This is a genomic window from Nocardioides sp. GCM10023255 (assembly GCF_042653125.1).
Taxonomy (GTDB): domain Bacteria; phylum Actinomycetota; class Actinomycetes; order Propionibacteriales; family Nocardioidaceae; genus Nocardioides.
In genome coordinates this window covers 168,230-189,257 of record NZ_JBHSHU010000013.1, presented here as the reverse complement: position 1 = coordinate 189,257, position 21,028 = coordinate 168,230, and the positions used below count along the sequence as shown (strand labels likewise).

Sequence of the window (21,028 nt, the reverse complement as noted above, 5' to 3'; positions counted from 1 at the left end):
CCGTGAGGTGCAGGCCGCGTTAGCTCAGTTGGCAGAGCGTCGCCCTTGTAATGCGAATGTCGAGAGTTCGATTCTCTCACGCGGCTCTGTCGGTGGCCGGTCCTACGGTCGGGCACATGTTCGAGTGTCGCGGGTGTGGCGTCGTGATGCCGGGCCGACGTGCCCGTGTCTGCTGCAGCAACGCCTGCCAGCGATAGAGCGAGCGCACCCTCCTGGTGGCCGCATGGCTCGCCACCGGTGTCGCGAACCCGGGCAGTCAGCCGGGGCACTACGTGCGTCGTCACCTGACGGAAGAGCAATCGGGGCGATGTGCGATCTGCCATGGGCCCCCGGTCTGGAACGACGCGCCACTGACGCTGGTCCTGGACCACATCGTCGGAGACTCGACGAACAACCGACGTGAGAACCTGAGACTCGTCTGCCCGAGCTGCGACTCCCAGCTGCCCACCTCCAAGAGCCGCAACAAGGGGAGAGGTCGGCACTGGCGGCGCCAGCGCTACGCCGATGGAAGGTCCTACTGATGCCTCGCCGGCCCAGCTCCCGGCTGTGCGACCCTTCCCCGGCGGCACGACCCGGTCAGAGCGGCTGGTCCGTGACGGTCATGAGGACCCGGCAACCACCGGTGGGCGAGCTCTCGATCAACAGGTCGTCCACCATCTGACGAGCCGCCCACAGGCCCATGGCGTCCGGTCCTGTGGGACGCCGGTAGCCGGTCATCGGGTCGAGGTGCCCGGGGCCGGCGTCCTCGACGAGGCAGGTCAGCCTCGCCACCTCGGTCCACAGGCAGACGCGCACCGGAGGCCGGCCGTGCAGGAGGCCGTTCGAGACGACCTCGGTGACCGCGACCCGGAGCTGCTCGATGACCTGGGCGGACACGGCGCTGTGCTCGTAGGCCGCGGACTTCACCAGGTCCCGCGCGGCCGCCAGGTGCTCGAGGTCGTGGATCACCGTGGTCGAGGACGGCGGGGCTGCCGGTGCCTCGAGCCGCCGCGCGAGCGGGTCGTCGAGGAACGCCGCCGGCGCGACGTACTCCGGGTTCTCCCGCTCGACGAGGTCGACGTTGACCGTGCGGTGGGTGGCGAGCGCGCCCGCGATGACCGCGTCGGGACGGGTGCGGGTGTCGTAGGTGCACAGCGCGGCGAACGGGAAGGCGCCCAACGCCTCGTCCACCGCCGACTCGTACCGGAGCCAGGCGGCCTGCCGGGTGGCGTCGAGGCCGAGCGGGACCGTCCCGGCCACCCACAGCTGGGTGGGCGTGGGCCGCTCGGCGAGCGTGCGCTGATAGCTGAACAGGGTGGGCACGGGCGACTGGTAGAGGTCCTCGTCGAAGCCGTAGGCGAGCCTGGGGTGGGTGCCGAGCGCCTCACGGAGCAGGGCGACCCGGTCCCGGGATCCGTGCACCAGCACGTCCCCTCCCGACGTGAGGCCGAGGTCGACGAACGCACGGGTGCCCTCGACGAGCTGCTCGTCGGTGTCGTGGACCAGCAGGCCGTGACGGTACGCCGGGTGGGTGTCGCCGGGGCTCGTCATCGTGTCTCCTCCACGTCGACTCCTTCTGCCTGGTCGAGTCCGAGCAGGCGGACGAGGTGCGCCACATGGGGTTGTGGCGCGTGCAGCCGCACCCGGCCCCCGCCGCTGCGGTGGTCGAGGGTGCCGACGAGCAACGCCCGCGCTCCCGGCAGGTCGAGGAAGTCGACCCGGCTGAGGTCCAGCACGAAGGGGTCGTGCCCGGCCCCGGCGGTGGCCGAGATCAGCAGGATCCGCAGGAGCTCGTAGTTGGTGGCGTCCAGCTCGCCGGCCACGGCCAGCCCGCCCTCCACCGGCACCGCCTGGAAGCGTTGCTCACGCAACCCCGCACCGTGTGCGCGGCTCAGGAAGCCCAGGGCGTCCCGGGACTCGCGGGCGGGGTACTGGCAGAGCACCGAGAGCGGCCGGGTCGCGCACAGCTGGTCGGTCGCCTGCTCGAGGGTCTCGTGCTCGTCGGGGGACATCACCCCCAGGGCGGTGGAGGCGTCGCCGGACCATCGCACGGACGGGTACCCCTCGGTGAGAGCCCCGTCGACGACGGTCTCGATGAAGCCCGGGTCGTACGTCGACGAGTCGGCCGGGACGACCTGGATCTGCCCGCGAGCGAGCGCCTCGAGGGCGTCCGCGTAGCCCTGGAGCAGCGCCGGGAGCCCCTCGTCGGCGGGGTCGTCAGGCGGCTGGGTGTAGAGGATCTTGGAGCCCAGCTCCAGGCCGCGGCGCACCCACGAGGTGACGCCGGCGCGCCGCTGCGGCTCCTCGTCGTAGAGCAGCACCAGATGCCCGTCCCACCCAGGGCGCCAGCCGGGGGATCTCACCCTTCCAACGGTACTCCGGTGCGTCGTGGTGGCGACCCTGCTCGAGGGCGCATCCCGGCGGCACGACCCGCCGGGGTCAGCCGGCCAGCATCCGACGCATCTGGTCGATCTCGGCCTGCTGGCTCTCCTCGATGTGCCGGGCCAACGCGATCGCGTCGGGGAACTCGCCGTGCGCCACCTCGTCCCTCGACATGGCGATCGCGCCCCGGTGGTGCCGGATCATCATCCGCAGCCACATGTCCTCGAAGGTGCGGCCGGGCGCCCCGCCGAGACGGTGCCAGTCGCGGCCGTGCATCGAGAGCCGGCCGCCGGCCCCGCCCATCATCGACCCGTTCCAGTCCCCACCCATCATCTGGTCGTCGCCGTGCATGTGTCCGGTGATGCCGTCGTCCGACTGGAAGCCCCAGTCGTCGAGCCAGCCCTGCATGGTGCGGATCTCCGGGGCCTGGGCCGCGCGGATCTGCCGGGTCAGCCGCCGGAAGTCGGGGCTGACGTCCCGGCCCCGGGTCATGGCCACCATGCGCAGCGCCTGCTCGTGGTGGGGCACCATCTCGGCTGCGAACTCCACGTCGGCGTCGTCGTGGCCGGCGCCGCTGCCCGAGCTGTCGGAGCTGCAACCGCCGAGGGCCAGGACGAGGGTCGCCAGCAGGGCTGCGGCCGCGGGCGCTGTTCGCCTTCTCACGCCTTCACGCTACGCGCGGGCGGGCGGCCGTCCCCGGGCCGAACGACCCGGCCCGGGGGTGCGTCGGGCCTCTCAGCGCAGCCGGCGCAGCTCGAACCTGGCGGGCGGGTCGGCCAGCGCCTCCTGGGCGGCCACCAGCTGGATCTCCCGGGTGCCGGCGGCGATCGTCGCCTCGAGCACCGCGAACACCGAGGAGGCGGTGGCGGCGAGCGCCTGCTCCGGTGAGCGCGTCGTCCGCAGATGGGCGAGGTAGAGCGCCGCGGTGACGTCGCCACAGCCGTTCGGGGTGATCGGCAGCAGAGGGGTGGTGACGGCCCAGGCGCCCTCGTCGGAGACGGCCACCAGGTCCAGCGACCCCTCCGGCACGGCGTCGTGCAGCACGCTGGTGACCAGGACGTCGCGGGGGCCGCTGGCGCGCACGGCGTCGACGGCCTCGAGCACCTCGTCGAGGGTGCGGGTGGTCCGGCCGGCGAGGAAGTCGAGCTCGAAGTGGTTGGGCGTGACGATGTCGGCCCGGGGGACCACCGTGTCGCGCATGTACTCCGGGATCCCCGGTCGCACGAACATGCCGCGCCCGACGTCGCCCATCACCGGGTCGCAGCAGTAGACGGCGTCGGGGTTCAGCTCCTTGACCCGCGCCACCGCGTCCAGGATCACCGCGCCGACCGCGGGGTCGCCCTGGTAGCCCGACAGCACCGCGTCGGCCTCCCCGAGCACGCCACGGTCGCCGATGCCGGCGATCACCTCACGCACGTCGTCGGGCGCGAGCAGCGGGCCGCGCCACTCGCCGTACCCGGTGTGGTTGGAGAAGTGCACGGTCAGCACCGGCCACACCTCGTGGCCGAGCCGCTGCAGGGGGAACACGGCGGCGGAGTTGCCGACGTGCCCGTAGGCCACCGAGGACTGGATGGACAGGATCTTCACCCGCCGCATCCTCCTCGTGGCGGCCGGCGCGGGCAAACCGCCGACCGGTCGCCGACCGGTCGCCGGCCGCGCGGCGTACGACGCCGACCCGCCTCTCATCCACCTCGTAGGTTGGCGCCATGAGCGAGATGACCTACCGCCCGCTGGGCGACTCGGGCCTGATGGTGAGCGCGGTCGGGATCGGCTGCAACGCGTTCAGCCGACGGGTGGACCTCGACGGGGTGCGCGGCATCCTCGCCGCGGCCCGCGACACCGGTGTCACGCTGCTCGACACCGCCGACGTGTACGGCAACCCGCCGGGCTCGAGCGAGGACCTGCTCGGGGAGGCGCTCCTGGGCCAGCGCGACGACTTCGTGGTCGCCACGAAGTTCGGCATGGACATGCGCGGCGACAACGGCCAGGACCACGGCGTGCGCGGTTCGCGGCACTACGTGCGTCGGGCGGTCGAGGCGTCGCTGCGTCGGTTGCGCACCGACCACATCGACCTCTACCAGCTGCACGTGCCGGACGAGGTGACGCCGGTCGAGGAGACGCTCTCGGTGCTCACCGACCTGGTGCGTGAGGGCAAGGTCCGCTACCTGGGCTGCTCGAACTTCGCGGGCTGGCAGGTGGCCGACGCCGACTGGACCGCGCGCTCGGCCGGGCTGGAGCGGTTCGTGAGCGTGCAGAACCGCTACTCGCTGCTCGAGCGGTCGATCGAGGAGGAGGTCGTGCCGGCGTGCGAGGCCTTCGGGCTCGGGGTGCTGCCGTACTTCCCGCTGGAGCACGGCCTGCTCACCGGCAAGTACCGGCGCGGCCAGGGCGCCCCCGCCGGCTCGCGTGCCGACCTGGACCCGACCCGCGCGCAGTGGTTGCACGACGCGGACTGGGACCGGATCGAGGCCGTCGAGCGGTACGCCGCGAACCGCGACCTGTCCGTGACCGACGTCGCCATCGCCGGCCTCGCGGCCCAGCCGGCCGTGGCGTCGGTGATCGCGGGGGCCACCTCGGGGGAGCAGGTGCGCACCAACGCCGCCGCGCTGCGCTGGGAGCCGTCGGCCGAGGACCTGGTGGAGCTGGACGAGACCACCGGGTCCGGGCCGGGTCAGTAGGGGAAGTCGCCCGTGGTGAACACCGGCAGCGTGCCCTCCTCCGCCGGCACCGGGCTGCTCGCCGGGCGACAGCGCAGGGCGGACGCCGAGCAGACCAGCACCCGCGCGGTGCCCCTGGCCTCGTCGACGCCGAGGCCGTAGAACCGGTCGGCGTCCAGCCAGCCGGCAAGGACGAACTGCCGCCCCCCGACCGGGATGCTCGCCGGCTCGCGCTCCCCGGCCGTGTGCACGACCAGCCGTCCCACCAGCGTGTACGCCAGCCGGCTCCCGTCGGGTGACCGGCGGCCGGCATAGGCTCCGACGCCCGCACCGGGGGTCTCGCGCGGCACGCCGTGGACGAGATCGAAGTCGACGAGCGGGCCGCCCGGCCGGTTCTCGGTGACCGGGTACGCCAGGTCGCCCAGGTCGCTGCGCTTCCCGGTGTCCAGGTCCCACCGCGAGATCGCGCCACCCTTGGCGGTCTGGGCGTAGACCGCGTCGTCGTCGAAGCCCAGGACGGTCGGGGTGGACTCGCTGTACAGGTCCGAGAGGTCCTCGGTGCTGGTCCGGTCCCCGTTCCCGGTCGCGTCGCGCACCAGCTCCCGGCCGGTGCTCGTGTCGAACACGACCGTCTGCGCGATCCGGCTGCCGTGCGCGTTCCTCGGCCCGTGCTCGTAGTCCACGAACGCCAGGTAGCGACCGTCGGCCGTGGTCGAGAGCCAGCCGATCCCGCCGATGTCCGCGATCCTCGCGGAACGGTCCCGTCCCCACCGGTAGAGCACCCCCTCGGCCAGGTAGTACAGGCCGCCGGCGGTGCTCACCATCGTCTGCGGCGCGGGCCGGATCGGGTACGTCCGCGACCCGACGTGCAGCTCCTCGCCGGTGGCGAACACGACCTCCGCGGGCGACGCGACCGGTGGCCCGGTCGGCAGGTCCCAGGACGTCGAGCCCGTCAGCCTGACCATCGCCGTCCCGAGGAGCAGGACGGCCACGGCGACCGCGCCGAGCAGGGGCTTGGTCCAGCGCACGGCACGTCTCCAGGTCTCGAGGGTCAGGGTCCCGTCGTACCAGAGACGCCGTGAGGGCCGGGAAGGTTGTCCCGGGCCCTAGGCCACCTGCAGCGACCGCTTCGAGAGCCCCAGCCAGAACCCGTCGATCACCTGGATGCCCGGCTCCTCGGGGTCGGTCGCGGCGCCGAGCGTGACGAACAGCGGGGTGTAGTGCTCCACGGTGGGGTGGGCGTACGGCATCCCGGGGGCGTGGGCGCGGTAGTTCGCGAGCTCGTCGACGTCGCCCCTGGCCAGCGCGTCCGCGGCCCAGGCGTCGAAGTCGCTCGACCAGCCGGGCGCCTCGGCGTCGAGCCGCCAGGACGTGAGGAACGGCAGGCCGTGGGTGAGGAAGCCCGAGCCGATGATCAGCACGCCCTCGTCGCGCAGCGGGCGCAGGCGCTCGCCGAGCTTCATCAGCCGCACCGGGTCGTGGGTGGGCAGCGACATCTGCAGCACCGGCACGTCACCGGCCGGGTACATGATCTTCAGCGGCACCCACGCGCCGTGGTCGAGCCCGCGGCTGGCGTGCTGGTGCACCGGCTCGGACGCCGGCATCAGCTTCGCGATCCGCTCCGCGAGCGCGGTGGCGTCCGGCGTCTCGTAGGTCATCCGGTAGTACTTCGCGTCGAAGCCCCCGAAGTCGTAGACCAGCGGGGCGCCGCTCGCGCTCAGGCTCACCGGCGCGGACTCCCAGTGGGCGCTGACGATGAGGATCGCCTTCGGATGGGGGAGGTCGGCCGCCCAGGCGGCGAGCTCGCCGGACCACGTGGGGTCGTCGAGGAGCGGAGGGGCGCCGTGGCCGATGTACAGGGCGGGCATGCGATCGTTCACGTCTACTCCAATGGTTGAATCTTGAACTTTATTCCATCGGAGGTACGCCGTCCAGCCCACGCGGTCACCGGGCCAGGTCGGCCAGGGCGTCCAGCTCGGCCTGGGTGCCGAGCGCGATCAGCACCGCGCCCGCCGGGACCACCAGGTCGTCGGGCGGGTTGGGCACGAGCACGTCGTCGGCCGAGCGGCGTACGGCGAGGAGCAGCGCACCGGTCCGCTCGCGCAGTCGCAGCGCGCCGATCGTCCGACCGGCCGTGGCGGAGCCGGCCGCGACCGGCACCTGCTCGACCCGCCAGTCGACGCTCTCGTCGTGCATCACCACGTCGAAGAACTCGGCGACGTCGGGCTGCAGCGCGAACACCGCGAGCCGCCGCCCGCCGATCCGTTGCGGGTTCACCGCCCGGGTCGCGCCGGCGAGCTGCAGCTTGGTCTTGGAGCCCGTGGTCCGGGCCCGCGCCACGATGACCACGTCGGGCCGCATCGCCCGGGCGGAGAGCGTGGCGTAGACGGTGTCGGCGTCGGTGTCGAGCGCGACCACGACCGCGCGGGCGTGCTCGATCCCCGCTTCCCGGAGCGTCCTGTCCTCGGTGACGTCGCCGACGAGGTGGGCCACCCCCTCGGGCAGGTCCGCGAGGCGGGCAGGGTCGGTGTCCACCACCACGACCTCGTGCCCGGCGGAGGTGAGGAAGTCGGTCGCCGCGCGACCGACGCGGCCGTAGCCGCAGATGATCACGTGCCCGCGCAGGGCTGCGATGCGTGCGTCCATGCGTCGCCTTTCCAGGTGCTGGCGGAGCTGGCCCTCGGTGACGGTCTCGAGCAGCACGCCGAGGTTGTAGAGGACCGTGCCGACGCCCACGACGATCAGCACGATCGTGAAGACCATCCCGGCCGTCGTGAGCGGCCGGACCTCCCGGAAGCCGACCGTGGCGACCGTGGTGACGGTCTGGTAGACCGCCTCGAGCAGCGTGAAGCCCAGGAACAGGTAGCCGACCGTGCCGAAGACGGTGACCGCCACCAGCGCGGTCAGCGCGACGACGATGCGGCGGACGCTGCTCACGCCGTGACCGTAGCGCCCGCGCGGACCCTCAGGCGGGAAGTCGCCAGTCCACCGGGCTGCCGCCCTGGTCGACGAGCAGCTGGTTGACCCGGCTGAACGGGCGCGAGCCGAAGAACCCACGGCTCGCCGAGAGCGGCGATGGGTGCGCGGACTCGACCGAGGGCACGGCGCCGAGCATCGGCCGGAGCCCCTGCGCGTCGCGGCCCCACAGGATCGCGGCCAGCGCTCCACCGCGTCGCACGAGCGCGTGGATGGCGCACTCGGTGACCTCCTCCCAGCCGCGGCCACGGTGGCTCGCTGCCTCGCCGGGGCGGACCGTGAGGGCGCGGTTGAGCAGCATCACCCCCTGGTCGGCCCAGGCGGTGAGGTCGCCGTGCGCGGGCGTCTCGAGCCCGAGGTCGGAGCGCAGCTCGGTGTAGATGTTGGTGAGGCTGCGCGGGACCGGCCGGACGTGGGCGTCGACGGCGAAGCTCAGCCCGATCGGGTGCCCGGGCGTCGGGTAGGGGTCCTGCCCGACGACGAGCACGCGCACGTCGGCCAGCGGGCGCTGGAACGCGCGGAAGATGCGGTCGCCGTCCGGCAGGTAGCCGCGCCCCGCCGCGACCTCGTCGCGCAGGAACCGGCCCATCGCCGCGATCCGCTCGTCGACCGGCGCCAGCGCCTCGGCCCAGTCGGGGGCCATCAGTCCGCGGTCGACCAGGCCTGCCAGCGCGCTCATGGTGGTCACGGTATAGGTGCAGGAGTCACCGGCTGGCCGGTGATTCCGTTGCTTGTCGACCGTTGCTTCGGCCGACAAGTACAGGAGTCACCGGCCGACCGGTGACTCCTGCATGAGCGAGCACCCCCGCCACCGCCGCGACGTACGCCGCGGGAGCAGGTCAGCGGGAGAGGGCGCGTGAGCCGCCGGAGCCGTAGCGCCGCGACGGGTTCGAGCCGATCGCGTCCGGTGACGCCTTCTTCGTGGCGGCCTTCTTCTTCGCGGGCTTGCCGGCGGCCGCCGCCTTGCCGGAGGTGCCCTTGGCGGACGCGGACTTGCCGGCCGCAGTCTTCGTGGCCGCCTTCCGCGCCGCCTTCTTCGCCGTCGGGGTCGCGACGCCCCCGGCGTCGCTGGACCACTGGTCGACCCACTCGTCGAGCACCTGCCAGGTGGTGGTGCGCGCCCGCCGCCCGGTCAGCATGCCGAGGTGGCCGCCCGGGACGATCTCGAAGCGCACGTCCTTCGCGCCGGTCAGCAGGGGCACGACCGCCTTGACGGAGGGAGCGGGGGCGATGCCGTCGGTGGAGCCACCGAAGACCAGCACCGGGGCGGTGATGTCGGCCAGCGAGATGGTCCGGTCGCCGAGCTCCATCGACCCGGTGACCAGCGCGTTGCCCTTCACGAAGCGGTGGTAGAGCTGGCCGAAGGTCCGTCCGGGGTAGGCGATCATGTTGTCGGTGAACCGGTCCACGGCCTCGAGCTGGGCCAGGAAGTCGGTGTCGTCGAGGTGCGTGGCGACCGCCACCGGCTTGGTGACGAGCTTCTGAAACGACGAGAGCTGGAAGGCCCAGCGGACCAGCGGCTTGGGTGCGCCCCCCAGCGCCTGGTAGGTGCGGGTGATGCCGCCCCGGCCGTCGGTCAGGTTCAACAGCGGCCGCAGCGGCGCCACCAGCGGCACCTGCTTGATGTCGACGGGGGAGCCGACCACCGTCAGCGACGCGATCGGCAGCTGCGGCTGGTCGGCGGCGCTGAGCATCGCGAAGATGCCGCCCAGGCTCCAGCCGACGACGTGCACCGGGCGGTTGCCGGCGTGCGTGGAGACCTCACGGATCGCGGTCGGGACGACCTCGTCGACCCAGTGCTCCATGCCCAGGCCCCGGTCGCGGAAGGAGACCTGGCCGTACTCCACGAGGTACGTCGGCCGGCCGGCGCCGACCAGGTGCTCGACCAGCGAGCAGCCGCGACGCAGGTCGTAGCAGATCGCGGGGGCGGCCAGTGGGGTCACCAGCAGCACCGGGTCGCCCTGCTCCTTGACCTTGCCGGAGGGGCGGTAGTGGTAGACCTCGCGCAGCGTGCCGTCGTCGATGAGCGTGCGCGGCATGGGACGGAGATCGGCCAGGCCGCCGTACAACACCTTGTGGGCGACGTTGCTGGCAGCAGAGACGACCTGATCGGGCTTCGGGATCAGATCCATGGGCGAAAAGTACCCGACCGCCCCCGCGCCGGGGCAGGGTCGAGCGGCGTCGTCTCGGCCACACCGTCGGCCCGCGGGCCGGGGCGGAGGCCCAGGTCGCCCGGCCCTCGAGGGCGCGCAGGCCCCGTGGCCGATCGGCTCAGGACCGCTTGGCCGGGCGCACGGTCTTGCCGTGGTCGGGGCGCACCGACGCCAGCTCGCCGAGGAAGCTGTCGGCCCAGGCGGCCACGTCGTGGGTGGTCACCGTCTTGCGCATCGCCTTCATCCGCCGCGACCGCTCCTTGTCGTCGGCCTCGTAGGCCTCGAGCAGCGCCGACTTCATGCCGTTGATGTCGTAGGGGTTGATCAGCCAGGCCTGGCGCAGCTCGTCGGCGGCGCCCGCGAACTCCGAGAGCACCAGCGCGCCGTCGTTGTCGTAGCGGCAGGCGACGTACTCCTTGGCGACGAGGTTCATGCCGTCGCGGAACGGCGTGACGACCATGATGTCGGCGACCCGGTAGAAGGCCGCCATCTCCTCGCGCGGGTAGGAGGCGTGCAGGTAGTGGATCGCGGGGCGCCCGATCCGGCCGAGGTCGCCGTTGATGTGGCCGACCAGCCGGTCGATCTCGTCGCGCAGGATGCGGTACTGCTCCACCTGCTCCCGCGACGGCGTCGCGACCTGCACGAAGACCGCGTCCTCGACGTCGAAGTGGCCGTCGATGATGAGCTCGCTGAAGGCGCGCAGCCGCGCGTAGATGCCCTTGGTGTAGTCGAGCCGGTCGACACCGAGGAAGACCCGGCGCGGGTTGCCGAGGACCTCGCGGATCTCGGCGGCGCGCTTCTCGACCTCCTCGGAGCGGGCCAGCTCCTCGTAGGCCTCGGTGTCGATCGAGATCGGGAACGCCGCGGCACGCACCGTGCGCCCGTCGGGGAGGTAGACGAGGTCGCGGTGGGTCTTGTGCCCGACGCGCTGGCGCACCAGGCGCACGAAGTTCTGTGCGCCGCCGCTGAGCTGGAAGCCGATCAGGTCGGCGCCGAGCAGCCCCTCGAGGAGCTGGCGCCGCCACGGCAACTGCTGGAACAGCTCGGCCGGGGGGAACGGGATGTGCAGGTAGAAGCCGATCCGCAGGTCGGGACGCAGCTCGCGAAGCATCTGCGGGACCAGCTGCATCTGGTAGTCGTGCACCCAGACCGTCGCCCCCTGCGAGGCCACCTCGGCGGCCTTCTCGGCGAAGCGCCGGTTCACCGCCACGTAGGCGTCCCACCACTCGCGGTGGAAGCTCGGCTTGGCGACGAGGTCGTGGTAGAGCGGCCACAGGGTGGCGTTGGAGAAGCCCTCGTAGAAGTACTCCACCTCCTGGGCCGTGAGCGTCATCGGCACCAGGTGCAGGCCGTTGGTCTCGAAGGGCTCGTGCTCCTCGTCGGCGCCGCCCGGCCAGCCGATCCAGGTGCCGTCGTTGGCGCGCATCACGGGCTCCAGCGCGCTCACCAGGCCGCCGGGCGAGGTCCGCCAGTCGGAGGTGCCGTCCGGGAGGGTCACCCTGTCGACGGGCAGCCGGTTGGCGACGATCACGAGGTCTGCGGAGCCGGAGGTTGCCACGCCCCACACCCTAGGGTGTCGGGCCCAGTCGCGGTTCCTCCCCGCGACGTCGTCGGGCCGGTCGCGACGACGCTGGTGTCGGGCTGGCCCGACGACGACTGTCGGGCTGGCAGGATTCTGCGCGGGCGGCGCCGTTCCTAGCGTTGCCGACATGACCCAGACCCACCTCCTCACGCAGCCGGAACCCGCCATGAGCCCCCTGAGCGCCCTGCCCGTCGCAGCTCCCGGTGCGACGCGCCCCAGCGGCGTACGACGGGTGCTGCTGGACAGCGGCTACGCCCTCTCGGCGTTCTTCCTGGCGCTGCCGGCGTTCGTGCTCGCGGTGACCCTGCTCGCGACCGGGCTCGGTCTGCTCGTGATAGTCGGCGGCGTGCTGCTGCTGACCCTGGCGGTGCTCGTGGCCCGCGGGTTCGCCCGGGTCGAGCGGCTGCGGCTCCGCGCCATGCTGGGCAGGCCCGCCGCCACGCCGGACTACCTGTGCCCGCAGGCGGGTGACGGCTTCTGGCGCCGGATGCTGACGCCGCTGCGCGACCCGCAGTCGTGGCTGGACGTCGTGTGGTCGCTGGTCGGACTCGTGACCGGCACGGTGGCGTTCGCGGTGACCCTGACCTGGTGGGCGCTGGCGGCCGGCGGGCTGACCTACTGGATCTGGGAGCGCTTCATCCCGTTCGGCGAGGACAACGTGACCCTGGCCGAGCTGCTCGGCCTGGGCGAGGGACGTACGCCCGAGATCTGGCTCAACCTGGCGATCGGGGCGGCCGCGCTGATCACCCTGCCCCTGGTGGTCCGGCTCGTGGCGGTCGTCCACGGGAGCCTCGCGTCGGTGCTGCTCAGCAGCCGCGCCGACCTCCAGCACGAGGTGCGCCGGGTCGAGACCGGCCGCCACGCCGCGCGGGTGGCCGAGGCGGAGTCGCTGCGTCGGCTCGAGCGGGACATCCACGACGGCCCGCAGCAGCGGCTGGTGCGGCTGACGATGGACCTCGGCCGCGCCCGGCACGCGCTGGAGCAGGACCCGGAGCGGGCGGCGGGCGCGCTGGACTCGGCGCTGGCGCAGGCCCGGGAGACCGTCGACGAGCTGCGGGCGCTGTCGCGCGGCATCGCGCCCCCGGTCCTGGTCGACCGGGGCCTCGAGGCGGCGCTCGGTGAGCTCGTCGCCCGCTCGGAGGTGCCGGTGGAGGCGTCCGTGGACGTGCCGGCCGGCCTCGAGCCGCACCTGGAGACCGCGGTCTACTTCGTGGTCTCCGAGGCGCTCACCAACGTCGCGAAGCACAGCAACGCCACCGCGGCCCGCGTCACCGTGGTGGTGTCGGGAGGCCGGCTCCTCGTCGAGGTCGAGGACGACGGGTCCGGTGGCGCCCACCTCAGCAAGGGCCACGGCCTCGCCGGCCTGGAGCAGCGGGTCCGTGCCGCAGATGGCACGCTCACGGTGTCGAGCCCCGCAGGCGGGCCCACCAGGATCAGGGCGGAGATGGAGTGCGGATAGTCCTTGCCGACGACTCGGTGCTGCTGCGCGAGGGCCTGCAGCTGCTGCTGACCGAGGCCGGCCACGAGGTGGTCGCCGCCGTCGGTGACGGACCCGCCTTCGTCGCAGCGGCGCTACGCGAGCGCCCCGACGTGTGCGTGGTCGACGTGCGGATGCCCCCGTCGCACACCGACGAGGGCCTGCGCGCGGCGGTCGAGGTGCGCCGCGCGTGGCCGCGCGCCCGGACCATGGTGCTCTCGCAGTACGTCGAGGTGTCGTACGCCGACGAGCTGCTCGCCTCCGGGGAGGGCGGCGTCGGCTACCTGCTCAAGGACCGGGTCAGCGACGTCGCCGACTTCCTGCGGGCCCTGGAGGTCGTGGCCGAGGGCGGCACCTCGCTCGACCCGCAGGTGGTCCGCCAGCTGATGCGCCGCGACCCGCTCGCGGACCTCACGCCGCGCGAGCGCGAGGTGCTCGCACTGATGGCCGAGGGACGGTCGAACACCTCGATCGCCGCGGCCATGTCGGTCTCCGAGGGCGGGGTCGAGAAGCACACGCAGCGGATCTTCGCCAAGCTCGGGCTGCACGCGGACGACGCCGGGCACCGGCGGGTGCAGGCGGTGCTGCGGCACCTCCGCCAGGGGTGAGCCGGGGCTCAGCCCCCGTCCGCGTCGTACCGGACGCCGACCTGTCGGCGGACCTCGTCGAGCTGTCGCATCAGGGTGAGCGTCTGGGTGTGGGGCACCATCGGGCTCTCGCGCAGCCCCTCCCGCAGGCAGCGGCCCACCTCGGCGATCTCGTGGGCGTAGCCACGCCCGAGCACCGGCTCGTGCCCCTCGATGCGCACCGGATCGCTGCGCCCGTCGACGTCGTTCGAGCCGCCGGCGGCGTACGGCGTGAAGGTCGCCCGCGTCGGGTGGTGGAAGTCGTCGAGGTCGATGCGTCCCTCGTCGGTGGCCAGGGCCGCCGCGCGGGAGGACCACGAGGTCATCGAGGCCGTCATGGTGGCCAGCGCACCGCCGGGGTAGCGGCCGGTGAGTGCGACGTCGAGGTCGATGCCGTCGGGGGAGAGGTGGGCGACGGCGGCGAGCGCCTCGGCCTCCCCGAGCAGCAGGTGGGCCATCGTGAGCGGGTAGATGCCCATGTCCAGCAGTGCGCCGGCGCCGAGGGCCGGGTTGAGCATCCGGTCCTCCGGCGGCGCCTCGACCCGGAAGCCGAGCTCGGCGTGCAGGTGCCGCGGGGTCCCGAACCGGCCCGCGCGCACGTCGTCGGCGAGCCGCCGGACGACCGGGTGGCAGGCGGTCCACATCGCCTCCATGAGGAACCGGTCGTGCCGGCGGGCGAGCGCGACCATCTCCTCGGCCTCGGCCACGCTGAGGGTCAACGGCTTCTCGCAGAGCACGTGCTTGCCCGCCTCGAACGCCAGCCGGGCGTTGTCGAGGTGGAAGGCGTGCGGGGTGGCGATGTAGACGACGTCGACGGCAGGGTCCGCCACCAGCTCCTCGTAGGAGCCGTGGGCCGCGGCCGCGTCGTACCTGTCGGCGAAGGCCCGCGCGCTCTCGGGCCGTCGCGACCCGACCGCGGCGAGCCGGGCGCCGGGGACCAGGGCGAGGTCCTCGGCGAAGCTGTGCGCGATCTTGCCGGTGGCCAGGATGCCCCAGCCGATCTCGGAGCCCATCTCGGTGCCGCTCTCGGTGTCGTCCACGGCCACGACCCTAGTGGGGTCCCGCGGCGCCGCCGAGGGCCCGGACCGGGTGCCGCGACTCGCCCCCGGGGTCGAATGACATCGTTGTGGTTCGTCACCTAGACTGATGCTCCACCACCAGAGCACCCCCGGGGAGACAGCGCATGGATGCCGCGAACGCCCTGCACGGCCACGAGGCCGACGCGACGCCGAGCCTGAGCGAGCGCGACCGGGAGATCCTCGAGTTCGAGCGCCAGTGGTGGAAGTACGCCGGCGCCAAGGAGACCGCGGTCCGGGACAAGTTCGACATGTCCTCGACGCGCTACTACCAGGTGCTCAACGCGCTCATCGACCGTCCCGAGGCGCTCGAGGCCGACCCGCTGCTCGTGCGCCGGCTGCGCCGGCTGCGGGCCGCCCGCCAGCGCCAGCGCTCCGCGCGCCGTCTCGGCTTCGAGGTCTGAGATGCGCGTGCGCGACCAGCGTGGCGTGGTCTTCCCCTCGCCGGTGGTGATGCTCAGCATCATCGCCGTCGCCATGGCCGGCATCGCCTACGTCGCCACCCGCGGCGGTGAGCCGACCGAGCGCGAGGTCACCACCGTGTCGCGTGCCGAGAAGCCCGCGGCCGAGCCGAGCGCGAAGCCGAGCCTGGCGCCGGAGAAGCCCCGGACCATCAAGCCCGAGCCGCCGGCGGTCGTGCGCAGCAAGGTCTACGTCGAGGTCTACAACAACTCCGGCATCACCGGGCTGGCCGGCAGCGTCGCCTCCCGCGCGTCGGGCGCCGGCTGGCAGGTCGTGGGCTCCGACAACTGGTACGGCACCATCCCGGCCACCACCGTCTACTACCCCCAGCGGCTCAAGGCCGCCGCGAAGGTGCTCGCGCTCGACCTCGGCGTCGACCGGACCGCCCCGGCCGTCGACCCGATGCGCCTCGACCGGCTCACCGTCATCCTGACCGGCCCCCTGGGCTGAGCGACGCCCGGCCGCCCCCGGGCCCACGGCGGCCGCCGTTCGTGGTTGGGTGTCTCCCATGGAGTTCACCTCTCCCGAGGGCGAGCAGCGGTACGCCGCGCTGGTGCGTGCCGCCCCCTCCTGCGTGGTCGGCCTCGACTTCGACGGGACCCTGTCCCCGATCGTCGACGACCCGGCGCAGGCGCACATCCACCCCGACGCCTCCGAGGTGCTCGTCGACCTCGCCGGTCAGGTGCTGGCCGTAGCCGTGGTCACCGGCCGGCCGGCCCGCCAGGCGCTGGCGCTCGGTGGCCTCGAGGAGGTCGGGAACGCCGTCGGTGACGCCGGCAAGGAGCTCTACCTGTTCGGGCAGTACGGCAACGAGCGCTGGTCCTCCACCAACCGGCGGGTGGTCTCGCCGCGCCCGCCGCAGGGCCTGGCCACGTTCCTGCGCGAGCTGCCGAGGATCCTGCGGCGCGCGGACGCCGCCGACGCGCACCTGGAGGACAAGGGCCTCGCGGTCGCCGTGCACACCCGGCGGCTGCCCGACCCGCAGGGCGCGTTCGACCGGCTCCTGCCGCTGGTGCAGGAGCTGGCCCGCAGCCACGACCTGGCCGTCGAGCCGGGCCGCAACGTCATCGAGGTGCGCTCGCCGGGCATGCACAAGGGCGTGGTCGTCGAGACCCTGGTCAGCGACCTCGAGGCCGGCGCCTTCCTGTTCGCCGGTGACGACCTCGGCGACGTCGAGGCGTTCGAGGCGGTCGCCGAGCTGCGGCGCGGCGGGATGCCGACGCTGCTGGTCTGCTCGGCCTCCGACGAGGAGAGCTCCCTGGTGTCGCTCGCCGACGTCGTGGTGAAGGGGCCCGAGGGGGTCCTCGACCTGCTGCGCCAGCTCACCTCCGACGCCCGCGACCTGCGCGCCTGACCCGGCTGCGCGCCGGCCCGCCGGGGGACCAGCATGCGGACGTGATGTGCACATGCTGAGACCGCTCTCCTACAGTTGGCCCCAGCTCATCGAGAGGGACTGAGGGAACGGCCCTGTGAAGTCCCGGCAACCGCCGCGAGCCCCCACGCCCCGTCCAGTCGGGACGCGGTCGCGGAAACGGTGCCAATTCCGGCCCGGTGCGAGAGACGCCCCGGGGAAGATGAGGAGGAGGACTTCATGAGCGCCGTCGTCGCAGAGCAGGCATCCACCACGTCCCAGGGGCTCCGCCCGGGGGCCTTCGGCAACGCCCGGGCGCTCGCGTGCCGCGAGTGCGGGCACCAGGTCGACCTCGGCCCGCACTACGCGTGCCCGGAGTGCTTCGGCCCGCTGGAGATCGCCTACGACTTCCCGGCCGTGACCCGCGAGGAGATCGAGGCCGGCCCCCGCAACATCTGGCGGTACAAGGCCCTGCTGCCGGTGCCGACCGACATCGAGCAGAGCCCGAACACCGAGCCCGGCTTCACCCGGCTGCTGAGGGCCGACAACCTCGGCCGCGAGCTCGGCATCGACAACCTGTGGGTGAAGGACGACTCCACCAACCCCACCAACTCCTTCAAGGACCGCGTGGTCGCCTGCGCGCTCAGCGCCGCGCGCGAGCTCGGCTCGAAGGTCTTCGCCTGCCCCTCGACGGGCAACCTGGCCAACGCGGTGGCCGCCGCCGGCGCCCGGGCCGGCATCAAGACCGTGGTGTTCATCCCGAGCAACCTCGAGCAGCCCAAGCAGGTCAACTCCGCGGTCTTCACCGAGTCCCTCGTCGCCGTGAACGGCAACTACGACGACGTGAACCGGCTCGCCTCCGAGATCGCCGGCGAGGAGGACGGGTGGGCGTTCGTCAACGTCAACGTCCGCCCCTTCTACGCCGAGGGCTCCAAGACGCTGGGCTACGAGATCGCCGAGCAGCTCGGGTGGCGGCTGCCGGACCAGATCGTGATCCCGGTCGCGAGCGGCTCGCAGCTGACCAAGGTGCACAAGGCCTTCCAGGAGCTGATCAGGCTCGGCCTGGTCGAGGACAAGCCCTACAAGGTGTACGGCGCGCAGGCTGCCGGCTGCTCCCCGGTCTCGGTGGCCTACAAGACCGGCGTGGACGCGATCCGCCCGGTCCGGCCGGACACCATCGCCAAGAGCCTGGCCATCGGCAACCCCGCCGACGGCATCTACGTGCTCGACATCTGCCGGGAGACCGGCGGTGCCGTCGAGGACATCACCGACGACGAGGTCCGTGAGGGGATCGTGCTGCTCGCCCGGACCGAGGGGATCTTCACCGAGACGGCCGGCGGCACCACGGTCGGCGTGCTGAAGAAGCTGGTCGAGACCGGCCAGCTCGACCCGACGCTCGACACCGTCGTCATCAACACCGGCCACGGCCTGAAGACCCTCGACGCCGTCTCCGGCGCCGTGGGTCCCGCGGCCACCATCGACCCGTCGTACGCCGCGTTCGCCGCCACCGGCATCGCCTGACCGGCGCCCGTCTCCCGAGGAGGATGCACCCATGAGCGTTTCCGTCCGGATCCCGACGATCCTGCGCACCTACACCGGCGGTGAGTCCGAGGTGACCGCCGAGGGCGGCACCCTGGCCGAGGTGCTGGAGCACCTCGACGCGAACTACTCGGGGATCAAGGGCCGCATCCTCGACGAGGGCGGCGACCTGCGCCGGTTCGTGAACGTCTACGTCGGCAACGACGACGTGCGCTTCCTCGAGAACCTCGACACCGCCACCCCCGACGGCACCCAGATCTCGGTCATCCCCGCGGTCGCCGGGGGCTGAGCGGCGCGGCACCTAGGGCGCGGTGCCGACCACCAGGTCCCGGTCGCGCACGAGGATCTCGACGAGGGCGACCAGGCCGGCCAGGGCCACGAGCGCGAGGCCCACGAAGCCGATCGTGTCGCTGAGGGCGTTCTCGAGCGCGTGGTCCTGGGCGAGGAAGAGCGAGGCGTCCCAGGCGCCGTGCGCCACCATGCCGGCCACCAGGAGGCCGGACCAGCGACGGAACAGGTAGAGCGTCGCGCCCGCGATCGTGGCCATGACCACCTGGAAGGCGACCGCCCCGACCGACTGGCCGAACAGCAGGTTGCCGGTGTGGAAGCCACCGAACACCAGGCAGCTCCACAGCACCGCGCGGGACTCGGGCCGGCCTCCGGTGCGCAGGCAGCGCAGCACGATGCCGCGGAAGAGGGTCTCCTCGCAGAACCCGACCAGGATCCCGCCCAGGAGGATCGGCCACAGCAGGTCGGCAGGCACGTCACCCCAGTCGACCCCGGCGAAGCGCAGGACCAGGACGGCCGCGAAGAGAAGCGGAGCGGTCCGCAGCGCCCACGTCATCGGGAGCCGTGCGGGGTCGCGCCAGACGGTGTCCCAGCCGGACCACAGCACGAACGCGATCAGGAGGACCGCCCCGGCAGCCAGCGGCAGCACCACGGCGCGCCAGGCGTTGCCGGGGCTGTCCACGTAGTCGGCGTAGTCGACGCCGGCCACGACCTGCAGGCCGTTGAAGACGACCATGTAGGCGACGACCATCGCCAGGCCGACGCCGATCGAGGGCTCGACCCGGCGGCGTCGTACGGCGGGTGCGGCGGATCGTGTGGTCATCGGAACTCCCGGGTCCGTCGGGGTGGTGCCTGTTTCAACCACCCTGCGAGGCGGGCCGGGCAGCGCCTAGGGACCATGGTCCGGTCCGCGTGGTCCTGTGGCCGTCCGCTCGTCGACCGCCGGTCACCCCCGGGCCCGCCGGTTCACTAGGGTCTGCGCATGTCTTTCCGGGAAACGGTCCTGCGGACCAAGTCCGTCCAGACGGTCATCCACCAGAACGACCCCACCGCCGACGGGGACGGGTCGGGGCTGAGCAAGCGGCTCTCCGCGCGGGACCTCACGGGGTTCGGCATCGGGATCGTGATCGGCACCGGCATCTTCACGCTGACCGGGATCGAGGCGAAGAACCACGCCGGCCCGGCCATCGTGATCTCGTTCCTCATCGCGGGTGTCGTCAGCATGCTCGCCGCCCTGTGCTACGCCGAGCTCGCCGCGGCGGTGCCCACGGCCGGCAGCTCCTACACCTACGCCTACACGACGATCGGCGAGATCTTCGCCTGGATCATCGCCTGGGACCTGATCCTCGAGTTCGCGCTCGGGGCGGCGGTGGTCGCCCGCGGCTGGTCGGCGTACCTCCAGGACGCGCTGGCGCTGCCCACCGGCCTGTTCGGGGAGTCCGCGCCGGTGAACGTCGGGGCGGTCCTGATCGCCGCCGTCCTCGGCCTGGTCGCCGCGGTCGGCATCCGCGAGTCGAAGTGGGTGACCAACGCCCTGGTCGTCACCAAGGTGTCGGTCTGCGTCTTCGTCATCGCCGCCGGGCTGTTCTTCCTGAAGTCCGCCAACCTGCTGCCGTTCGTCCCGCCGTCCGAGCCCTCCACCGACGACACGACCGGGCTCGCGCAGCCGCTGTGGCAGTGGGCCACCGGCATCGACCCCACCGCGTTCGGCATCGCGGGCGTCCTGGTGGCGGCGGCCGTCGTCTTCTTCGCCTACAGCGGCTTCGAGGCGGTGGCGAACCTCGGTGAGGAGACCGAGAACCCCGGCAAGGACATGCCGCGCGGCCTGATCGGCACGCTCGTCATCTGCACCGCGCTCTACCTGCTGGTCTGCCTCGTCCTGACCGGCATGGTCAACTACGCCGACCTGTCCGAGGGGGCCCCGATCTCCGACGCCTTCCACCAGGTCGGGCTCGGCTGGGCCGGCTTCCTGATCGGGCTGGCCGCGGTCGCCGGGCTGAGCTCGGTGATCCTCGTCGACATCGTGGCGATGGGCCGGATCGGCTTCGCGCTGTGCCGCGACGGGCTGCTGCCCCCGGCGATCGGCAAGGTCCACCCGAAGTACCGCACCCCGACCCGGATCACCCTGGTGACCACGATCGCCGTCTGCCTGCTCGGGGCGTTCGTCCCGCTCGACACGCTGGCCGAGATGGTCTCCATCGGCACCCTGTTCGCGTTCGTCGTGGTGTCGATCGCGGTCGCCGTGCTGCGGCGTACGGAGCCGAGGATGGAGCGCCCGTTCCGCACCCCCCAGGTGCCGCTGCTGCCGATCGTCTCCGCGCTCTCGTGCGTGGCGCTGATGGCGAGCCTGGCCGTCGACACGTGGATCCGGTTCCTGGTCTGGCTGGTCCTCGGGCTCGCGGTCTACTTCTTCTACGGTCGCCGCAACTCGGTGCTGGCCCGGTCCGCCGCCGAGGCCGAGGTGCAGGCCTGAACGCGTA

Annotated in this window: 21 protein-coding genes, 1 tRNA gene and 1 riboswitch; of the genes, 10 read left to right on the top strand and 12 right to left on the bottom strand. The window is 72.7% G+C overall.

Going from position 1 to position 21,028, the window contains the following annotated elements; translation table 11 throughout:
- Window positions 1-13: 13 nt before the first annotated feature.
- Window positions 14-86 (top strand) — tRNA-Thr (locus tag ACFO9I_RS21870).
- Window positions 87-576: 490 nt separating this feature from the next.
- Here the strand turns inward: ACFO9I_RS21870 and ACFO9I_RS21865 are convergent.
- The 4 genes from ACFO9I_RS21865 to pdxY form a co-directional block, all read right to left on the bottom strand.
- Entirely contained in the window at window positions 577-1,530 is a 954-nt protein-coding gene (locus tag ACFO9I_RS21865) for an MEDS domain-containing protein (protein WP_379184794.1), read from the bottom strand.
- Window positions 1,527-2,342, bottom strand: a complete 816-nt coding sequence (locus tag ACFO9I_RS21860) for an MEDS domain-containing protein (protein WP_379184792.1) — start codon at window positions 2,340-2,342, stop codon at window positions 1,527-1,529. Before ACFO9I_RS21860 ends, ACFO9I_RS21865 begins: the two co-directional genes overlap by 4 nt.
- Window positions 2,343-2,418: 76 nt before the next feature.
- Window positions 2,419-3,024, bottom strand: a complete 606-nt coding sequence (locus ACFO9I_RS21855) for a DUF305 domain-containing protein (RefSeq protein WP_379184790.1) — start codon at window positions 3,022-3,024, stop codon at window positions 2,419-2,421.
- 72 nt (window positions 3,025-3,096) lie between these two features.
- On the bottom strand, window positions 3,097-3,957 hold the full coding sequence (gene pdxY, locus ACFO9I_RS21850) for a pyridoxal kinase PdxY (RefSeq protein WP_417608181.1): 861 nt from the start codon (window positions 3,955-3,957) through the stop codon (window positions 3,097-3,099).
- A 110-nt stretch (window positions 3,958-4,067) separates the two neighbouring features.
- Between pdxY and ACFO9I_RS21845 the strand changes: the two genes are divergently transcribed.
- Complete coding sequence (locus ACFO9I_RS21845; RefSeq protein WP_379184787.1) at window positions 4,068-5,039, top strand: aldo/keto reductase; 972 nt, start codon at window positions 4,068-4,070, stop codon at window positions 5,037-5,039.
- Here ACFO9I_RS21845 and ACFO9I_RS21840 read toward each other — a convergent pair.
- The 6 genes from ACFO9I_RS21840 to ACFO9I_RS21815 all read right to left on the bottom strand — a co-directional run bounded on the left by ACFO9I_RS21840 (window position 5,033) and on the right by ACFO9I_RS21815 (window position 11,714).
- Complete coding sequence (locus ACFO9I_RS21840) at window positions 5,033-6,046, bottom strand: hypothetical protein (RefSeq protein WP_379184785.1); 1,014 nt, start codon at window positions 6,044-6,046, stop codon at window positions 5,033-5,035. The genes ACFO9I_RS21845 and ACFO9I_RS21840 overlap by 7 nt on opposite strands.
- Window positions 6,047-6,124: 78 nt before the next feature.
- Window positions 6,125-6,886: a dioxygenase gene (locus tag ACFO9I_RS21835; protein ID WP_379184784.1), complete on the bottom strand. Its 762-nt coding sequence runs from the start codon at window positions 6,884-6,886 to the stop codon at window positions 6,125-6,127.
- A gap of 76 nt (window positions 6,887-6,962) precedes the next feature.
- The gene (locus ACFO9I_RS21830; RefSeq protein ID WP_379184782.1) at window positions 6,963-7,955 is read right to left on the bottom strand and encodes a potassium channel family protein; all 993 of its coding nucleotides are present in this window, start codon (window positions 7,953-7,955) and stop codon (window positions 6,963-6,965) included.
- Window positions 7,956-7,983: 28 nt separating this feature from the next.
- A complete protein-coding gene (locus ACFO9I_RS21825) occupies window positions 7,984-8,673 on the bottom strand; it encodes a uracil-DNA glycosylase (protein WP_379184780.1) in 690 nt (229 codons plus the stop codon).
- A gap of 160 nt (window positions 8,674-8,833) precedes the next feature.
- A complete protein-coding gene (locus ACFO9I_RS21820) occupies window positions 8,834-10,126 on the bottom strand; it encodes an alpha/beta fold hydrolase (RefSeq protein ID WP_379184778.1) in 1,293 nt (430 codons plus the stop codon).
- A 139-nt stretch (window positions 10,127-10,265) separates the two neighbouring features.
- Window positions 10,266-11,714, bottom strand: a complete 1,449-nt coding sequence (locus tag ACFO9I_RS21815) for an alpha,alpha-trehalose-phosphate synthase (UDP-forming) (RefSeq protein ID WP_379184776.1) — start codon at window positions 11,712-11,714, stop codon at window positions 10,266-10,268.
- Between the two features lie 142 nt (window positions 11,715-11,856).
- Here ACFO9I_RS21815 and ACFO9I_RS21810 point away from each other — a divergent pair, with 142 nt between their 5' ends.
- Window positions 11,857-13,188, top strand: a complete 1,332-nt coding sequence (locus tag ACFO9I_RS21810) for a sensor histidine kinase (RefSeq protein ID WP_379184774.1) — start codon at window positions 11,857-11,859, stop codon at window positions 13,186-13,188.
- On the top strand, window positions 13,179-13,814 hold the full coding sequence (locus ACFO9I_RS21805) for a LuxR C-terminal-related transcriptional regulator (RefSeq protein ID WP_379184772.1): 636 nt from the start codon (window positions 13,179-13,181) through the stop codon (window positions 13,812-13,814). The genes ACFO9I_RS21810 and ACFO9I_RS21805 overlap by 10 nt, the downstream gene beginning before the upstream one ends.
- Window positions 13,815-13,822: 8 nt before the next feature.
- Here the strand turns inward: ACFO9I_RS21805 and ACFO9I_RS21800 are convergent, their stop codons facing one another.
- Window positions 13,823-14,872, bottom strand: a complete 1,050-nt coding sequence (locus ACFO9I_RS21800; RefSeq protein WP_379184770.1) for a Gfo/Idh/MocA family protein — start codon at window positions 14,870-14,872, stop codon at window positions 13,823-13,825.
- A 143-nt stretch (window positions 14,873-15,015) separates the two neighbouring features.
- Between ACFO9I_RS21800 and ACFO9I_RS21795 the strand changes: the two genes are divergently transcribed.
- The 5 genes from ACFO9I_RS21795 to ACFO9I_RS21775 all read left to right on the top strand — a co-directional run bounded on the left by ACFO9I_RS21795 (window position 15,016) and on the right by ACFO9I_RS21775 (window position 18,549).
- Window positions 15,016-15,312: a DUF3263 domain-containing protein gene (locus ACFO9I_RS21795; RefSeq protein ID WP_379184768.1), complete on the top strand. Its 297-nt coding sequence runs from the start codon at window positions 15,016-15,018 to the stop codon at window positions 15,310-15,312.
- 1 nt (window position 15,313) lies between these two features.
- Window positions 15,314-15,820, top strand: coding sequence for a LytR C-terminal domain-containing protein (locus ACFO9I_RS21790; RefSeq protein WP_379184766.1), 507 nt, complete (start codon window positions 15,314-15,316; stop codon window positions 15,818-15,820).
- Window positions 15,821-15,878: 58 nt separating this feature from the next.
- The gene (otsB, locus tag ACFO9I_RS21785) at window positions 15,879-16,724 is read left to right on the top strand and encodes a trehalose-phosphatase (RefSeq protein ID WP_379184764.1); all 846 of its coding nucleotides are present in this window, start codon (window positions 15,879-15,881) and stop codon (window positions 16,722-16,724) included.
- An 83-nt stretch (window positions 16,725-16,807) separates the two neighbouring features.
- Window positions 16,808-16,951: riboswitch (SAM riboswitch) on the top strand.
- Between the two features lie 10 nt (window positions 16,952-16,961).
- Window positions 16,962-18,242, top strand: coding sequence for a threonine synthase (gene thrC, locus ACFO9I_RS21780; protein WP_379184762.1), 1,281 nt, complete (start codon window positions 16,962-16,964; stop codon window positions 18,240-18,242).
- Between the two features lie 31 nt (window positions 18,243-18,273).
- A complete protein-coding gene (locus tag ACFO9I_RS21775) occupies window positions 18,274-18,549 on the top strand; it encodes a MoaD/ThiS family protein (RefSeq protein ID WP_379184760.1) in 276 nt (91 codons plus the stop codon).
- A 12-nt stretch (window positions 18,550-18,561) separates the two neighbouring features.
- Here the strand turns inward: ACFO9I_RS21775 and ACFO9I_RS21770 are convergent, their stop codons facing one another.
- Entirely contained in the window at window positions 18,562-19,371 is an 810-nt protein-coding gene (locus ACFO9I_RS21770; RefSeq protein ID WP_379184758.1) for a CPBP family intramembrane glutamic endopeptidase, read from the bottom strand.
- Between the two features lie 159 nt (window positions 19,372-19,530).
- On the opposite strand from ACFO9I_RS21770, the gene ACFO9I_RS21765 reads away from it, so the two are divergent.
- On the top strand, window positions 19,531-21,021 hold the full coding sequence (locus tag ACFO9I_RS21765) for an APC family permease (protein WP_379184756.1): 1,491 nt from the start codon (window positions 19,531-19,533) through the stop codon (window positions 21,019-21,021).
- Window positions 21,022-21,028: the final 7 nt, after the last annotated feature.

What these genes read in the sequence shown, in the direction of transcription:
- ACFO9I_RS21865 (WP_379184794.1), bottom strand. Translation starts at nt 1,530, where the DNA reads ATGACGAGCCCCGGCGACACCCACCCGGCGTACCGTCACGGCCTGCTG.
- pdxY (WP_417608181.1), bottom strand. Translation starts at nt 3,957, where the DNA reads ATGCGGCGGGTGAAGATCCTGTCCATCCAGTCCTCGGTGGCCTACGGG.
- ACFO9I_RS21845 (WP_379184787.1), top strand. Translation starts at nt 4,068, where the DNA reads ATGAGCGAGATGACCTACCGCCCGCTGGGCGACTCGGGCCTGATGGTG.
- ACFO9I_RS21835 (WP_379184784.1), bottom strand. Translation starts at nt 6,886, where the DNA reads ATGCCCGCCCTGTACATCGGCCACGGCGCCCCTCCGCTCCTCGACGAC.
- ACFO9I_RS21825 (WP_379184780.1), bottom strand. Translation starts at nt 8,673, where the DNA reads ATGAGCGCGCTGGCAGGCCTGGTCGACCGCGGACTGATGGCCCCCGAC.
- ACFO9I_RS21820 (WP_379184778.1), bottom strand. Translation starts at nt 10,126, where the DNA reads ATGGATCTGATCCCGAAGCCCGATCAGGTCGTCTCTGCTGCCAGCAAC.
- ACFO9I_RS21810 (WP_379184774.1), top strand. Translation starts at nt 11,857, where the DNA reads ATGACCCAGACCCACCTCCTCACGCAGCCGGAACCCGCCATGAGCCCC.
- ACFO9I_RS21795 (WP_379184768.1), top strand. Translation starts at nt 15,016, where the DNA reads ATGGATGCCGCGAACGCCCTGCACGGCCACGAGGCCGACGCGACGCCG.
- ACFO9I_RS21790 (WP_379184766.1), top strand. Translation starts at nt 15,314, where the DNA reads ATGCGCGTGCGCGACCAGCGTGGCGTGGTCTTCCCCTCGCCGGTGGTG.
- otsB (WP_379184764.1), top strand. Translation starts at nt 15,879, where the DNA reads ATGGAGTTCACCTCTCCCGAGGGCGAGCAGCGGTACGCCGCGCTGGTG.
- thrC (WP_379184762.1), top strand. Translation starts at nt 16,962, where the DNA reads ATGAGCGCCGTCGTCGCAGAGCAGGCATCCACCACGTCCCAGGGGCTC.
- ACFO9I_RS21775 (WP_379184760.1), top strand. Translation starts at nt 18,274, where the DNA reads ATGAGCGTTTCCGTCCGGATCCCGACGATCCTGCGCACCTACACCGGC.
- ACFO9I_RS21770 (WP_379184758.1), bottom strand. Translation starts at nt 19,371, where the DNA reads ATGACCACACGATCCGCCGCACCCGCCGTACGACGCCGCCGGGTCGAG.
- ACFO9I_RS21765 (WP_379184756.1), top strand. Translation starts at nt 19,531, where the DNA reads ATGTCTTTCCGGGAAACGGTCCTGCGGACCAAGTCCGTCCAGACGGTC.